The sequence below is a fragment of the Streptomyces sp. NPDC051662 genome, assembly GCF_040681655.1.
Classification (GTDB): Bacteria; Actinomycetota; Actinomycetes; order Streptomycetales; family Streptomycetaceae; genus Streptomyces.
Genome location: NZ_JBFAZD010000017.1, coordinates 132,480 through 148,458, shown reverse-complemented (window position 1 = coordinate 148,458; position 15,979 = coordinate 132,480). Strand labels below are relative to the sequence as shown.

Annotated in this window: 8 protein-coding genes; 3 read left to right on the top strand and 5 right to left on the bottom strand. The window is 72.3% G+C overall.

The window, feature by feature from the left end; all coding sequences use genetic code 11:
• The first annotated feature begins 58 nt into the window (after window positions 1-58).
• The 3 genes from AB0M67_RS26970 (at window position 59) to AB0M67_RS26960 (ending at window position 6,135) form a co-directional block, all read left to right on the top strand.
• Window positions 59-796, top strand: coding sequence for a response regulator transcription factor (locus AB0M67_RS26970; protein ID WP_030355662.1), 738 nt, complete (start codon window positions 59-61; stop codon window positions 794-796).
• A gap of 194 nt (window positions 797-990) precedes the next feature.
• A complete protein-coding gene (locus tag AB0M67_RS26965; protein ID WP_365749577.1) occupies window positions 991-2,046 on the top strand; it encodes a HAMP domain-containing sensor histidine kinase in 1,056 nt (351 codons plus the stop codon).
• Between the two features lie 270 nt (window positions 2,047-2,316).
• Complete coding sequence (locus tag AB0M67_RS26960; RefSeq protein ID WP_365749485.1) at window positions 2,317-6,135, top strand: multifunctional oxoglutarate decarboxylase/oxoglutarate dehydrogenase thiamine pyrophosphate-binding subunit/dihydrolipoyllysine-residue succinyltransferase subunit; 3,819 nt, start codon at window positions 2,317-2,319, stop codon at window positions 6,133-6,135.
• A gap of 108 nt (window positions 6,136-6,243) precedes the next feature.
• Here the strand turns inward: AB0M67_RS26960 and fxsT are convergent, their stop codons facing one another.
• The 5 genes from fxsT to AB0M67_RS26935 form a co-directional block, all read right to left on the bottom strand.
• A complete protein-coding gene (gene fxsT, locus AB0M67_RS26955) occupies window positions 6,244-9,264 on the bottom strand; it encodes an FxSxx-COOH system tetratricopeptide repeat protein (RefSeq protein WP_365749483.1) in 3,021 nt (1,006 codons plus the stop codon).
• Window positions 9,265-9,342: 78 nt separating this feature from the next.
• The gene (locus AB0M67_RS26950; RefSeq protein ID WP_365749481.1) at window positions 9,343-10,758 is read right to left on the bottom strand and encodes an HEXXH motif-containing putative peptide modification protein; all 1,416 of its coding nucleotides are present in this window, start codon (window positions 10,756-10,758) and stop codon (window positions 9,343-9,345) included.
• The gene (locus tag AB0M67_RS26945) at window positions 10,755-12,026 is read right to left on the bottom strand and encodes an FxsB family cyclophane-forming radical SAM/SPASM peptide maturase (protein ID WP_365749479.1); all 1,272 of its coding nucleotides are present in this window, start codon (window positions 12,024-12,026) and stop codon (window positions 10,755-10,757) included. The genes AB0M67_RS26950 and AB0M67_RS26945 overlap by 4 nt, the downstream gene beginning before the upstream one ends.
• Before the next feature lie 271 nt (window positions 12,027-12,297).
• Window positions 12,298-12,507 (bottom strand): FxSxx-COOH cyclophane-containing RiPP peptide, encoded by a 210-nt coding sequence (gene fxsA, locus AB0M67_RS26940; RefSeq protein ID WP_365749476.1) that lies wholly within the window; start codon window positions 12,505-12,507, stop codon window positions 12,298-12,300.
• 73 nt (window positions 12,508-12,580) lie between these two features.
• The gene (locus AB0M67_RS26935) at window positions 12,581-15,973 is read right to left on the bottom strand and encodes an SAV_2336 N-terminal domain-related protein (RefSeq protein WP_365749474.1); all 3,393 of its coding nucleotides are present in this window, start codon (window positions 15,971-15,973) and stop codon (window positions 12,581-12,583) included.
• Window positions 15,974-15,979: the final 6 nt, after the last annotated feature.

Genomic DNA, 15,979 nt, shown 5'->3' with positions numbered 1-15,979 from the left:
GCATACTTCATGCAGATCGCGGATCAAGGATCGCGGAACGCGTACCAGGGGCGGGGCGATGGAGCAGACACACACCAGCCACAACGGAGTCGCGGCGACGCCCGGCGCCCAGCGCCGGGTGCTGGTCGTCGAGGACGACGCCACGATCGTCGACGCCATCGCCGCACGGCTGCGGGCCGAGGGCTTTCTGGTGCAGACGGCGCTGGACGGACCGGCGGCGGTGGACGCGGCCGAGGCCTGGCAGCCGGACCTGATGGTCCTCGACGTCATGCTGCCGGGCTTCGACGGCCTGGAGGTCTGCCGTCGCGTCCAGGCGCAACGGCCGGTCCCGGTGCTGATGCTGACGGCGCGCGACGACGAGACCGACATGCTGGTCGGACTCGGGGTCGGTGCCGACGACTACATGACCAAGCCGTTCTCGATGCGGGAACTGGCCGCGCGGGTGCATGTGCTGCTGCGCCGGGTGGAGCGGGCGGCGCTCGCCGCGGTGACGCCGCGCAGCGGCATCCTGCGGCTGGGCGAGCTGGAGATCGACCACGCGCAGCGCCGGGTGCGGGTGCGCGGTGACGATGTCCATCTGACCCCCACCGAGTTCGATCTGCTGGTCTGTCTGGCGAACACACCGCGTGCGGTGCTCTCCCGGGAACAGCTGCTCGCCGAGGTGTGGGACTGGGCGGACGCGTCGGGCACCCGTACGGTCGACAGCCACATCAAGGCGCTGCGCCGGAAGATCGGCGCCGAGCGGATCCGTACCGTCCATGGCGTCGGCTACGCGCTGGAGACCCCGGCGCCATGACCCCGCCGGGTGAGGGCCGCGCCGCCGACGGGGACAGAGCCGCGGCTGGCCGCGGCGCCGCAGGAGGCACTCCGTCGTCCGCCGCCGCCTCCCCCCGGCGGCCCGGGACCGGCGGAGGCCGCGACACCCGCGGCGCCCGACGCCCGCCGGCCCTGGAATTCCGCCCGGGACCCCGCGGCCTCGACGGCTCGGGGCTGCGGCCCTTCTCCATCAAGGCCAAGCTCGGCACCCTCGTCGTCATCTCCGTCTTCATCACCACCGGGCTGCTGATGGTGGCCCTGCGCACCGAGACCGAGCTCCGCTTCATCACGGTCTTCTCGATGATCGCCACCCTGCTCATCACCCAGTTCGTGGCGCACGGTCTGACCGCGCCCCTCGACGAGATGAACACGGTCGCGAAGGGCATCTCGCACGGCGACTACACGCGCCGGGTCAGCGGTGCGGACCGCCGGGACGAGCTGGGCGACCTCGCCTCCACGATCAATCGCATGGCCGACGATCTGGAGGCCGAGGACCGGCACCGCAAGGAGCTGATCGCCAATGTCTCGCACGAGCTGCGCACGCCCATCGCGGCTCTGCGCGCCGTGCTGGAGAACGTCGTGGACGGGGTCTCGCCCGCCGACCCCGAGACCATGCTCACGGCCCTGCGGCAGACCGAGCGGCTGGGCCGGCTGACGGAGACGCTGCTCGATCTGTCCCGGTTGGACAACGGGGTTGTACCGCTTCGGTCACAGCGCTTCGAGGTCTGGCCGTATCTCTCCGGGGTGCTCAAGGAGGCCAATCTGGCCTCCTCCCGGCGCGGGCCGATCTCCGGCTCCGGCCATCACACCCGTACGGACGTACATCTCCACCTGGATGTCTCACCGCCCGAGCTGACCGCGCACGCGGACGCGGAGCGGCTGCACCAGGTCGTCGCCAACCTCATCGACAACGCGGTCAAGCACAGCCCGCCGCACGGCCGGGTCACCGTACGGGCCCGGCGCGGGGCCGGCCCCGAGTCGCTCGACCTGGAGGTGCAGGACGAGGGTCCCGGGATCCCGGAGCAGGAGCGGCACCGCGTCTTCGAACGGTTCAACCGGGGCACCGCGCAGTACCCGCACGGTCCCGGCAGCGACGGCGGTACGGGCCTGGGCCTGGCGATCGCCCGCTGGGCCGTGGAGCTGCACGGCGGGCGGATAGGCGTGGCCGAATCCGCCCGCGGATGCTTGATACGGGTCACTCTGCCGGGAACACCGCGCCCCCGCCATTGACGTAGAGTTCGAAGCGAAAGCGCACGATCTCCGGACACGGAGTCGGGGACGGGCGAGCAACCAGCCGTGTACCGGCCGTACCCGGAGCGTCACGCGTTCCCGGCACAGTCGGAACCTGGCTTGTTTCCCGCCAATTGTTACGCTGAAACTCGCCGTCCGATGTGACTTGCACGACGATGGCACGCCCGGCCTGCACCTCCTGGCCTGGTAGGCGTAGCCTTGATTCCCGCTGTCCATCACCTTGTGAAGCGGAAGAGGGCGGTTCACGCCGTGTCGTCTCAGTCCCCCAGTAACGCGAGCATCTCGACCGACGAAGACGGGCAGGGCAAGAACCCTGCCGCGGCCTTCGGTGCCAATGAGTGGCTTGTCGACGAGATCTACCAGCAGTACCTCCAGGATCCGAATTCGGTCGACCGTGCCTGGTGGGACTTCTTCGCCGACTACAAGCCGGGCACCCCCGGTACGGCGGACAGGTCCGACAGGTCCGACGAGGCCACGGCGACCGCAGCCGCGGGGGCTGCGGTGCCCGCGCCCCAGGCGACCGCCCCTGCCCCCGCCGCGCCCGCCGTCCCGGCCGCGGCCCCCGCCGCACCGGCCAAGCCCGCTGCCGCCGCCCCGGCGCCCGTGCGGCCCGCCGCTCCGGCGAAGCCCGCGGTGGCCCCCGCCCCGGCGAAGGCCAAGCCCGCCGCGAACGGCGGCGAGGCCACCACGGCGCCCGAGGGCCCGGAGTATGTGACGCTGCGTGGCCCGTCCGCCGCCGTCGCGAAGAACATGAACGCCTCGCTTGAGCTGCCGACGGCCACGTCCGTGCGCGCGGTCCCGGTGAAGCTGCTCTTCGACAACCGCATCGTCATCAACAACCATCTGAAGCGCGCGCGTGGCGGCAAGATCTCCTTCACGCACCTCATCGGATACGCGATGGTGCAGGCCATCAAGGCCATGCCGTCGATGAATTACTCCTTCGCGGAGCGGGACGGCAAGCCGACCCTGGTCAAGCCGGAGCACATCAACTTCGGTCTGGCCATCGACCTGGTGAAGCCGAACGGCGACCGCCAGCTGGTCGTGGCGGGCATCAAGAAGGCCGAGACCCTCAACTTCTTCGACTTCTGGCAGGCGTACGAGGACATCGTCCGCCGCGCCAGGAACAACAAGCTGACGATGGACGACTTCACGGGCGTCACCGTCTCCCTGACCAACCCGGGCGGTCTCGGCACGGTCCACTCCGTGCCGCGTCTGATGCCCGGTCAGTCGGTCATCATGGGCGTCGGTTCGATGGACTACCCGGCGGAGTTCCAGGGCACCTCGCAGGACACCCTGAACAAGCTGGGCATCTCCAAGGTCATGACGCTGACCTCGACCTACGACCACCGGGTCATCCAGGGCGCCGCCTCGGGCGAGTTCCTGCGGATCGTCAGCCAACTGCTCCTCGGCGAGAACGACTTCTACGACGAGATCTTCAAGTCGCTGCGCATCCCCTACGAGCCGGTGCGCTGGCTCAAGGACATCGACGCCTCGCACGACGAGGACGTCACGAAGCCCGCCCGGGTCTTCGAGCTGATCCACTCCTACCGGGTCCGCGGCCATGTCATGGCCGACACCGACCCGTTGGACTACCTCCAGCGCAAGCACCCCGACCTGGACATCACCGAGCACGGGCTCACGCTGTGGGACCTGGAGCGGGAGTTCGCGGTCGGCGGCTTCGCCGGCAAGTCCATGATGAAGCTGCGCGACATCCTGGGCGTGCTGCGCGACTCGTACTGCCGCACCACCGGCATCGAGTTCATGCACATCCAGGACCCGAAGCAGCGCAAGTGGATCCAGGACCGTATCGAGCGCGGGGCGCACGCCAAGCCGGAGCGCGAGGAGCAGCTGCGGATCCTGCGCAGGCTCAACGCCGCCGAGGCGTTCGAGACCTTCCTGCAGACGAAGTACGTCGGCCAGAAGCGGTTCTCGCTGGAGGGCGGCGAGTCCGTCATCCCGCTGCTCGACGCGGTCATCGACTCCGCCGCCGAGTCGCGGCTCGACGAGGTCGTCATCGGCATGGCCCACCGCGGCCGGCTGAACGTCCTCGCGAACATCGTGGGCAAGTCGTACGCCCAGATCTTCCGGGAGTTCGAGGGCAACCTCGACCCGAAGTCGATGCACGGCTCCGGCGATGTGAAGTACCACCTGGGCGCCGAGGGCACCTTCACCGGTCTGGACGGCGAGCAGATCAAGGTCTCGCTGACCGCCAACCCCTCGCACCTGGAGGCGGTGGACCCGGTCCTGGAGGGCGTCGTCCGCGCCAAGCAGGACATCATCAACAAGGGCGGTACGGACTTCACGGTCCTGCCGCTCGCGCTGCACGGCGACGCGGCCTTCGCGGGCCAGGGTGTGGTCGCCGAGACGCTCAACATGTCGCAGCTGCGCGGCTACCGCACCGGCGGCACGGTCCATATCGTGATCAACAACCAGGTCGGCTTCACCGCCGCGCCCGAGGCGTCGCGGTCCTCCATGTACGCGACCGATGTCGCCCGCATGATCGAGGCGCCGATCATCCATGTGAACGGTGACGACCCGGAGGCCGTGGTCCGCGTCGGTCGGCTCGCCTTCGAGTTCCGCCAGACGTTCAACAAGGACGTCGTGATCGACCTCATCTGCTACCGCCGCCGCGGTCACAACGAGGGCGACAACCCGCAGTTCACCAACCCGCAGATGGTCCGGCTGATCGACAAGAAGCGCTCGGTGCGCAAGCTCTACACCGAGTCGCTGATCGGCCGCGGCGACATCACGCTGGAAGAGGCGGAGCAGGCGCTCCAGGACTTCCAGGGCCAGCTGGAGAAGGTCTTCGCTGAGGTCCGTGAGGCCACCTCGCACCGGGCCACGGCCCAGGTCCCGGACGCCCAGGCGGAGTTCCCGGTCTCCGTCACCACCGCGGTCTCCCAGGAGGTCGTCAAGCGGATCGCCGAGTCGCAGGTCAACATCCCCGACACGGTCACCGTCCACCCGCGCCTGATGCCGCAGATGCAGCGCCGGGCCGCCTCGGTGGAGGACGGCACGATCGACTGGGGCATGGGCGAGACCCTCGCCATCGGCTCGCTGCTGATGGAGGGCACACCGGTCCGGCTCTCCGGCCAGGACACCCGCCGCGGTACGTTCGGCCAGCGCCACGCGGTCCTGGTCGACCAGGGCACGGGCGAGGACTACACCCCGCTCCAGTACCTCACCGACGAGCAGGCCCGTTACAACGTCTACGACTCGCTGCTCAGCGAGTACGCGGCGATGGGCTTCGAGTACGGCTACTCCCTGGCCAGGCCGGACGCGCTGGTCATGTGGGAGGCCCAGTTCGGTGACTTCGTCAACGGCGCGCAGACCGTCGTGGACGAGTTCGTCTCGTCGGCCGAGCAGAAGTGGGGCCAGACCTCCGGCGTCACGCTGCTGCTGCCGCACGGCTACGAGGGCCAGGGCCCGGACCACTCGTCCGCCCGCCCGGAGCGCTTCCTCCAGATGTGCGCGCAGAACAACATGACGGTCGCCATGCCGACCCTGCCGTCGAACTACTTCCACCTGCTGCGCTGGCAGGTCCACAACCCGCACCACAAGCCGCTCGTCGTCTTCACCCCGAAGTCGATGCTGCGGCTGAAGGCCGCGGCGTCCAAGGCCGAGGAGTTCACCACCGGCGGCTTCCGCCCGGTGATCGGCGACCCGAGCGTGGACCCGAGCGCCGTGCGCAAGGTCGTCTTCACCGCGGGCAAGGTCTACTACGACCTCGACGCCGAGCGGCAGAAGCGCGGCGTGACGGACACCGCGATCCTGCGTCTGGAGCGCCTGTACCCGCTGCCGGGTGCCGAACTCCAGGCCGAGATCGCCAAGTTCCCGAACGCCGAGAAGTACCTGTGGGCCCAGGAGGAGCCGGCGAACCAGGGTGCCTGGCCGTTCATCGCGCTCAATCTGATCGACCACCTGGACCTGGCGGTCGGCGCGGATGTGCCGCACGGCGAGCGGCTGCGCCGTATCTCGCGTCCGCACTCCTCGTCCCCGGCGGTCGGCTCGGCCAAGCGCCACCAGGCCGAGCAGCAGCAGCTGGTCAACGAGGTCTTCGACGCCTGACGGACCCGCCGTACCGACCGGAGGGCCCGGCCCCGCGATCCGCGCGGGGCCGGCCCTCCGGCTTTTCCGGGCCGTGCACACGGCCCGGGTGATCAGACGCCCGGGTGGTCAGACGCCCGGCGGCTCGAAGTCCCAGTAGGGGCGGTTACGGGAGCGGGCCGCGACGGTGTGGACATGCTGCGCGCCCAGGGTGGCCGCCAGATCGTCCAGCGCCTCCCCCTCGGTCTTCTCGGCGCGCTGCCCCTCCCGCAGGGCCCGCAGATCCGCCGCGTGCGCGATCCTGGCCGAGAGCGTGAGCGGATGGGTCCTGCCGAGCGTCTCGGTGGCGTGGGTGACCGCGTCAGCGGTCAGCGCCGCCGCGCCCTCCGGGTCGCCCACCAGATTGCGCAGCGCCGAGGCGTTGATGGCACACCCCAGGGTCCAGGGATGCCGCTCGCCGACGGCCCGGGTCAGATCGGCGAGGGAGTCCTCGATCAGTGCGTGCGACTGCTCCCGCTCCCCCACATTGCGCAGGATCAGCGCGTGGTTGGCGCGGGTTCCCGCGACGAACGGATGGCCTTCCCCGAGCATCCCCAGATAGCCGTGGACGACCTTGTCGCTTATGCCCATGGCCTGGTCGATGTCGCCGTGCTCACGGGCGAAGCAGCTCTGGCCGGCGGCGAACATCATGGTGAGCGGGTCGTGTTCGCCGAGGACCCGCTCGCAGTTCTCCAGGACCTGGGTGAACAGCACGGCCGCCTTGCCGCGTTCGCCCGAGCGGTACAGGCAGAGCGCGAGATTGTGCTCGGCGCGCAGCGTCTGGGGGTTGTCCCTGCCCAGCACCCTCCGGTGGACGCGCACGCTCTGCGACTGGAGCGATTCGGCCTCGTTGTAGCGGCCGAGCAGGCGCAGGTCGGTGGCGTAGTTGATCTCGGAGAAGAGGGTCCAGTTGTGCCGCAGGCGCAAGGTCTGCCGACGGGCCTCCAGCGTCCGCCGGTTGAGGTCCAGGGACTCCTTGTACCGGCCGAGCAGCCGCAGCGAGACGGCCAGATTGTTCTGGGCGTTGAGGGTACGGGAGTCCTGTTCGCCCAGCAGCTCGCGGTAGCAGGTCAGGATCCAGGAGGAGACCTCCAGGGCCTCCTCGTACCGGCCGAGTCCGCGCAGATCGGCGGCGAGCCCTCCGGAGGCCCGCAGATGCTCCAGGTCCTTCGGGCCGCGCTCGGCGCGCAGATGCTCCACGGCGGCGCGCTCAATGGCTTCCGTGCCCGCGTAGTCGCCCACCGCGCGCATCAGGTTGGCGTAGTGGTAGCTCACGTCCCAGATCCTCGGGTGCGTCTCGCCGAGGAGCCGCCGCCACGCCGCCAGCGCGCGCCGGCCGAGGTTGATGCCCGCCCGGTACTCCCCGGAGAGATACATGTAGCGCAGGCAGTTGAGGACCAGGCTGTGCATCCCCGCGTCGGTGCTCTTGAGGACATCGGCCCACTTGAGGTGCGGGGTGATCTCCGCGTACCTGGGCCACAGCCGGGTGTCGGTCGGCCGGCCCGGATCGGCCGCCACCAGCGCCCGGCGCACCACCTCGATGAATTCCCGCTGATCCCGCTCGGGCATGTCCTGGCGGACGATCTGGTGGACCATACGGTGCATATAGAGGGTGTCGCCCGCGGCACCGGAGAAACCGGCGTCGGGCGCCGAGTCGTAGACCTCGCGCTCACCGACCCCCGCGGCCCGCACGACGGCGTACTGCCGCAGCTTGTTGATCGCCCGCGCCCAGCGCACCGGGTCGTCCACCAGCCCGCGCAGCTTCTCCGGGAGCGTGTCCACGGGCAGATCGCGCACGAGCCGTACGGGGATGGCGCCCGGCGCGAAGAACGTGCACAGCCGGAGCAGATCGATGGACTCGGGGACGGTCTCGCGGAGTTTGTTGAGCAGTATCGACCAGCCGGTCTGGAAGGCGAGCGGGAAGTCGGCGGAGACCCGCACGACATCCTGGTCGATGCCGTCCTCCAGCAGCGCGATGTACTCGTCGACCGACATGTCCGAGTCATTGAGCCAGCCGGCGGTCTGGTCGAGCAGCAGCGGCAGGTCCTCCAGCGCCTCCGCGAGATGGTCGGCCTCGCCATGGGTCAGCCGCTGGGCGCGGCGGCGGATGAACGCGATCGACTCGTCGCGGTCGTAGACCGGCACCTCCATCAGGGCGCTGTTGTGCTCGCCCCACTCCGGGTTGCGCGCCGTGATCAGCACATGGCCGGGCCCGGTCGGCACCAGGTCCCAGATCTGGTCGGGTTCGTCGGCCCCGTCGAGCACGAGCAGCCAGCGCCGGTACGGATCGCCGCGGCGCAGCGCGTCCCGGGCGGCGCGCAGCCGCTCGCCGTACTCCACACCGGTGGACAGGCCGAGCGCCGGGGCGAGTTCGGCGAGTTTCTGCCGGCAGGTGACCCGTTTGTCGGCGGAGACCCACCACACCACGTCGTACTCGGCGCCGAAGCGGTACACGTACTCGGCGGCCAGCTGGGTCTTGCCCACGCCCGACATGCCGTGCAGCGTCACCACGCCGGCGCCGCCCGCGGCCTCCTGAAGCGCTTCGTACGCGTTGCTGAGCAGCGTCTCGCGGCCGGTGAAGCGCGTATTGCGACGGGGGACGCCACCCCACACATCGGGGGTGTCGGCGGGATAGCGCGGGCCGGACCGCGCCTCGCCGAGATCGGGCAGCGGGTCGGTGGGCAGTCCGAGGCGCGTCAGCACGCGCCGCTCGGCCTCCGACTCCCCGACGGTGGTCAGATCGGCGGCGGCGAAGACGGCGGTGGCGCCCGGCAGCGCGGACGTGGTGACCGTGACGGCCGCGAACCGGTCGGGCTGGGCCGCGACCACCTGGCGCAGGGCGCGGTTCCACTCGTCGTGGCTGCGCGGGCCGAGCTGGAAGTACCAGTCGCTGAGGATCACGAGAACGGGGCCGGGCGCCAGCAGCAGATCCTGGAGCGACTCCTCCAGCGACGTCTCCACCGGCGGGTCCCACCGCTGGTAGACGACCGTGAGCCCGCGGCGCTGGAGCCGGTCCCCGATCCAGGCCGCCCAGGCCCGGTTGAAACCGGCGAAACTGATGGTGACAGCCTGCGTCCCGGTTGCTCCAACTGGCTTACGCGCTCCGGGCATTCGACCGTCTCCCTGCTTCGTCATACGCCCTTTTAACATACCCCCGGGGCGGCTGAATCCATCCGGGTGCGCGCCGCATTAACTTGCGTTCCTTTGGCGCCAGATCATGCGCGTGGTGCGTACGTACGCCACCGCTCGGGCGAGATGTCCGGGCGGCGGAGGGGTGTCGGCCAGCCGGTGGTGTGTGGAGATCATCTCGTTGACGAGTACGCGGCCCGCCGGGGTCAGCGCGCCGGACGCCGCGAGCACCGGCAGGACGGCGCCGACCTGCTCCTGGCAGCGGGCGTGCTCGGCCCAGGCCAGATCGCGGGCGGAGGGGCGGTCCGTGCCGAGGGCGCAGCGCTGCCAGTAGTCGGCGAGCGCGATATGCGAGTAGGCGCCTTGGAGAAGCCCGTCGAAGGGCCGGGCGTCGGGGCGCCAGGGCGCGAAGTGCCGTGGTGTGGCGTCCTCGTGGTGCAGCGGGGTGAGGTCCGCGAGCGCGGCGAGTTTGGTGTGCTGGAGTTCATGGACGAGGGTCGACGCGAAGTGGGCGGCCGTGGCGGGCCTGCTGCTCAGGATCGCGCCGAACGCCTCGCGCCGGGTCCCGCTGCACTGCGCGGCGCCCTCGCCGGGGGACGGGGAGCCGGCGGCGGTCGTGCCCACGGTGGTGGAGCCGGGCGGCGGGGAGAGCGGGACCAGACAGCGCAGCAGGGCCACCGTCTCGGCGGTGCGGTGGGCGCCGCCGATCCGCAGCATGGGCGCCACCCCGGCCCACAGCTCCCGCCATGCCGCGCGTTCGCCCGCGTCGAGGCCGGCGACGGAGGAGAGCCCGAACCGCTGGAGACCGCTGCCGGCGGTGCGGTACGGATCGAGGTCGTCCAGCGGTACGGGCGCGGTGCCGGGCAGGACGCCGGGGAGGGTGAGCACGGGCAGCCAGCGCGGGTCGGCCGAGCGCGCGCCGTCCTCGCCGAGCCGTACGGTGATGACGTCCGCGCCCTCCTGACGCAGCGTCACGTGCCCCTCCGACTGGGCGATATCGACCGCCGTACGCGTCCTCGGGCCGGTACGGAGCGCGCCCAGCGTGGGCAGCACGAGCAGCCCGTCGGGGGCGGTGAGACGCGCCTCGAAGGACAGCCCGGCGCGGCTCGCCGCCGCGGCGGCGAGTGCGCTGAAGTGGGCGAGATCGGCGGCGAGTTCGGGGGTCGGCGCGGCGGCGGTGAGACCACGCAGACAGCGCTGTGCCCAGGGGCCCGTCAGCGGATGGAGCAGGACGGAGCGCGCGGCGGCCCGGTCGGCGCGCTCGGCGGCCTCAAGCAGCGCCCAGTCCTGGCGCAGCCGGTCGAGCCGGCCGGGCGGACAGACGGCCGCGGGGGCGGCGGACGCCGCGTCGAGCAGGGCCCGCAGCAGTACGAGCCGGCGCGTGTGCTGGTCGCGCACGAGCAGCCCGAGGGCTTCGGATCCGCCTTCGGTACGGCCGAGTTCACGCAGCAGCGGCTCCGGTACGACGGGGCTCACCCGGGGCCTCCCTGGCTCGCCGACCGGGGTGTCGTCGCTTCGGCGAGCCTGGCCGCCACATGGACGATCAGCCGCTGGAGGTCCGCGCAGTAGACGGAGGGGTTGGTGAAGCCGTGGCCCGCGCGGTAGCGGTGGGCGTAGTGGCCGCCGCCGCAGACGGTGAGCAGTGGGCAGGCGCGGCAGCCGGCGGCGAGGGACGCGGCGCCGGACTGGCGGGCGGCGATGCCGGGATGGCGGGTGGCGTCGTCGAAGGTGTGCCGGAAGATATCGAGTCCGGTGGCGGCGGCCGTGTCGTAGGCGGACTTCAGGGAGTCGACCTGTTCGATGGCGCCGTCCGTCTCGATCACGATGGCGTTGACGGGGTCGAGTCCCAGGGACTCGGTGGCGCCGGGCAGGCCGAGCAGCAGGGCGAGACACTCCTCGAAGAGCCGGATCCGGGTCTCCCTGCGCCCGGCCGACCACCAGCGGTCGAAGACCACGCTCAGCCAGTCGCCGTACGGGGTGGGGCGGTCGGGGCCGGCGGGGCCACCGGGGCCACCGGGGCCGGCCGCGCCACCGGGGTCACCGGGATCGGCGGCGGGCAGACCGGGCGGCGGTGCGGACCAATTGCCGTGCGGGAGCAGCAGATCGAGGGCGGGCGGGCGCAGCGCCAGCAGCGACGCGTACACCTCGGCGGGGTCGGTACGCGGGTCGACGACCGTGAGGATGCCCGCGTACGCCTCGGGGTGGTGCTCGGCGAGCAGCCGGGCGCCGCGCGAGGCCGCGGGCCAGGAGGGGCGGCCCGCGTGGTCGACGCGCAGGGTGTTGTGGGCGGCCAGACCGCCGTCGAGGCTGATGCCGACGCGTATCCCGTGCCGGGCGAGGGTGGCGATCCGTTCCTCGGTGAGCAGGGTGGCGTTGGTCTGCACGGTGGCGTGGACGGTGCAGCCGCGCGGTACCCGTTCGCGTACGAGCCCGGCGAAGGCGGCCAGTCGGCCGGCGCCCGCGAGCAGTGGTTCACCGCCGTGCAGGACGAGCGAGAGGTCGCGCAGCGCGTGCGTGGTGGCGTGCTCGGCGATCCGGGACGCGGCGCGGTCCAGGACGGCGGGCGCGACGGCGGCCGGGCGCTCGCGCCAGGTGCGGTCGGGGCCCTCGTAGAGGTAGCAGTAGCGGCAGGCGAGGTTGCAGCGGCCGTGCACCTTGACGATGAACTGCCCGAAGGGAACGGGTGAGTGAGCGGGGACAGCGGGTGGGTGAGCGGGGACGGGGGCCGGAACGTGTACGGGCATGGGGACGGGAACGGGGGTTGCGGCGGACGCCCCCCGGACCACCGGTGCCACCACGGGCGTCGGCCCGCGCGGCACCGCCTGTCGAGACACTCCACACCCCCGATGCTGTACGGCGTCCGGGACGGCCGGGGATCGCCCGGACAGAGCCAAGGACACCGAGCCTGGTTCCCTGGATGACCGGGCGGGCAAACGCGGGGCGCGACAGGTTGTCCTGTTCAAAAGCGCCCCGGGCCGAAAACGCCCGCGGATCCCCGGCAGGGTCCGGGATCCGTCAGAACGCGTTGGTGAATCCCCACAGCATCTCGCGCGGTTGAAGGGCCCGGCCGCGCAGATCCGCCACCACCTCGGCGAGGACCGGGTGGTCGAGGGTGCGCAGCTCCGCCAGGTCCAGCGCCAGCAGATCCGGCAGACCGCCGGATCCGTCCGGCGCTCCCCCGTCCGTCGGCCGTGTCGTGTGCGCCGTCCGCGTCAAGTCGTCCATCACGCCTCCCCGTTGCCGTGCGCGTGCGTCGTATCGGTTGTCCCCCTTCCCGTACCCCGTACGAGCCCGTTCCTCACCGCTCCAGTTCGGCCAGCCTGTCCGATGTCGCACGCGCCCGGTCGCCGCCGCCGGCCGGCAGCCTGCCCCACTCCGTACGCGCCGCGCGGTACGCCTCGCGCGCGGCCCGGGGCCGGCCGGCTTCCTCGTAGGTCATCCCCCGCCAGTGACTGGCCTCGGCGCGCAGGGCCACGGCTTCCAGCCGCTGCCGCGGATTGTCCAGCTCCGCTTCCGCCATCCTTGCCGAGTCCGCCGCGCCCCGGAACGCCTCGGCCGCCTCGTCGAGACGGGCCGGCCGGTGCAGGATCCGGTGTGCGTCGAAGTGGGAGCGGCCCAGTTCCAGCCAGCAGCGCGCGGCGGTCAGCGGATCGCGCGCCTCCTGCGCCGCGAGCCCGAAGAGATGCTCCGCCTCCCGCAGATCCACTCGGTCGCCGCCGAGCCGATGACGGAGCATCAGGGCCTTTCCCAGCATCAGCAGCCGGTCGGCCTGCCGGATGCCGGGCACCGTTTCCGTACGGCAGTCACGCAGGACCCGTACCGCCGCGCCGATGTACCGGCTGCCGTCCGGCAGTTCCGCGCGCCTCAGCAGGGTCGTGCCCCACTCGGCGAGCAGATCCGCGTGGGCCCGGGAGTCACGGGGGACTCCGCGCGCGGCACGGGAGAAGTACTCCGCGGCCTCCTCCAGATCGCCCGGGTCGCCTGAGCGTTCGTACCGGGCGGCCCGCACCCGGCCCGCCCTGGTCCTGAGCGAGGCGAGCAGCCGTTCGTCCCGTACGGTCACCAGCGACTGGTCGACGAGCGTCCCCGCCTCGTCCAGGCCGTCGCCCGACCGCAGCAGCGCGTCCACCAGATCGAGCAGGATCCGGGCCTGGGTGCCGACGGTGTGGCCGCCGGGGGCGAGCGCCCTGCGCAGCGAGCGCGCCGCCTGGCCCGCGTACACCTGGGCCTGTTCGGGGTCGCCGGTCGCGCCGGACAGCCGCAGCAGCGTCCGGCCGTGCGCCAGCGGCAGGCCGGGCGGCCGGTTCTCCTGGTCGGGCCAGACATCGGCGAACGCCTCCAGCATGCCGATCGCACCCTGGAGCAGCGCGCTGTCGCCGCCCAGCCGCCACTGCGCCTCCAGGGCGCGCACCCGTTCCAGGGTCAGCCGCAGCGCCTCGCCCGGCTCCAGTCCCGGGGCCGCGCAGGCGACGGTGTACTCGCGGTCGGCGCGGCGCAGCAGCTCCAGCGCGGCGCGCCGGTCACCGCGCCGCCGCCGGTCGTCGGCCGCGGCGTGCAGCACCTTGGCGAGCACGGCCCGTTCCCGTACCGCCCGGGGGTGCGCGGCGGCCTTCTCGGCGGCTCGCTCGGCCTCGCGCAGCAGTCCGCCGCCGCCCTGGACCTCCCACAGCCGCAGCAGACAGCGGGCGAACTCCGCCCACAGCTCGGGGTCGGAGCCGGACGCCGGTTCCTCGCGCTCGGTGGCGCCACGCAGCAGCTGTACGGCGTCGATCAGATACTGCACCATGCTGTCCGACTCGAACTGGCGCAGCAGCCCGCGGGCGCTCTCCACCGCGTCATTGGTGGGCGGGTCGAGGACCTGGCCGCCGCCGTACGGCGCGAACTGGTCCGGCAGCGGCATGAACCGCTCCAGCACCCGGGCCGCGACCTCGGCGAAGGGATCCGGGGCGCGTCGGGCGCCGCCCTCAGGCCCGCCGCTCTCCCCGGCGTCGCCGTTCTCGCCGTCCGGTTCGATCTCCGTCTCGCCCTCGCCGCGGAACGCGCCGTCGTCGAGACCGCCGCGCGGGAGGAACGGGCCGGGGCTGCTGTCGCCCAGCTGGGCCAGGGCCAGGGCCGGGAAGTTGGGGCCGCCCCTGCCGAATCGCTGCTCGATGTACTCCGAGCAGTGCTTCAGCACGAGCAGCGCCTCGTCCCGGCCCAGCGGTCCGAGCAGCGCGTCCTGGACGCCCGGCGCGAACTCGTACCACTGCCCGTCGTCCGCGCCGTCGCCCTTGCTGCGCGAGAGCAGCCCGCTGAGCAGCACCTCGGCCAGTTCCGACGGTCCTGAGTCGGGCAGCATCGTGCGCTGCACCAGCTGCATCACCGGCAGATAGAGCGGGGCCGCGGCGAGATAGACGGCCAGTTGCCCGGCGGCCGGCGAGGCGGCCGAGCGGAACCGGCTGACCAGCTGGAGCGAGGACATCCGGTCGCCCCCTCGGGGCGCGGGCGCGGCGGGATGGTCGGCGCGCACCCAGCCGACCGCGCCGGAGATCCGGCCGGCGCCGGTGCCCGACAGCAGCCGTGCCCAGGCGTCGAGCGCGCCCGCGACCGGCGGCAGTACGGGGATCGCGAGGGCTCCCGGATGCGCGGCGGGTGCCGTGGCGGCGCCGCCGCCGACCTTCAGCACGGCCGCGCCGCCCGGCCCCTCGCCCCGGGACAGCGCGCCGTAGGTGACGGGCAGCCGGGTGCGGTTCCACATACGCTGCGGCAGCGGTTGCAGTACGGCGGTGGGTGCCTGGCGGGCGAGCTGGTGGAGCAGCCGGTGGGCGCGTCCGCTGTGCCAGAGCGGGCCCGCGCAGTCGCTGACGACGACGGTGACGCGGCGGCCGGTCGGATCGCTCAGCCGGTCGGCGGAGCTGAGCGGCGCGGCGGCCGGGTCGGGGCTTCTGCTGACGGCGGGCGCGCCGTCGGGGCCTTGGTGCAGATAGCGCACCTGCACATCACGGAAGGCGCCCAACTGTCCGAATATCTGCTGGAGTTCGCCGAAGAGCCGTTCCCAGACGCGCATCGAGGACGAGGCGTCCATGACGAACTGGAGCAGCGCGTCAGCCCGCGAGACCCCGCGGAATACCGGGATGATCAGCCCGCCGGCCCGAGCGCTGAGTTCCACTGTCGCCACCTCGTCAAGGGTACGGCGCAACGGCGGGGCGGCGGGCCGGTAACGCTGAAGTGGCCGCAACGCGCGCTGGAGTTCGAGGGGGGCGGGCAGCGCGGGAGCGGCGGGCACCCCGAGGGTGAGCGCGGTGGCGCCGCGCCCGTGCCGGGTGCGCGGTCCGCCGTGGCTCGGTACGGGATAGAGGGAGATCCGGCGGTCGTCCTCCTCGCCGGGATCCGGCCGCGGTTCGGGACCGTCCTCAGGCTCGGTCTCCTGGACGGAGTCGGCGAGGACCGCAGGCGCGACGGCCGTCGCGCCGGTGACGGCGGGCCGTTCGGCGCTGTCCGTCGTCTCCTCGCCGTGCTCGCCCGGCGCCTGCCGCGTCCGGCCGCCTCCGGTCTGTTCGGCCAGCCAGAGGGCGTCACAGAGCTGTTCGGCATCGGGGTCGAGACCGGCCTCACGCAGCCGGGCGACGAGCGCGGTCAGCAGAGCGCCGTCGTACGGCGCGCGCCCGCCGGCCGGGCCGTCCGTCGTACGGTCCGCCGCACCGCCCGCCATCAGCGC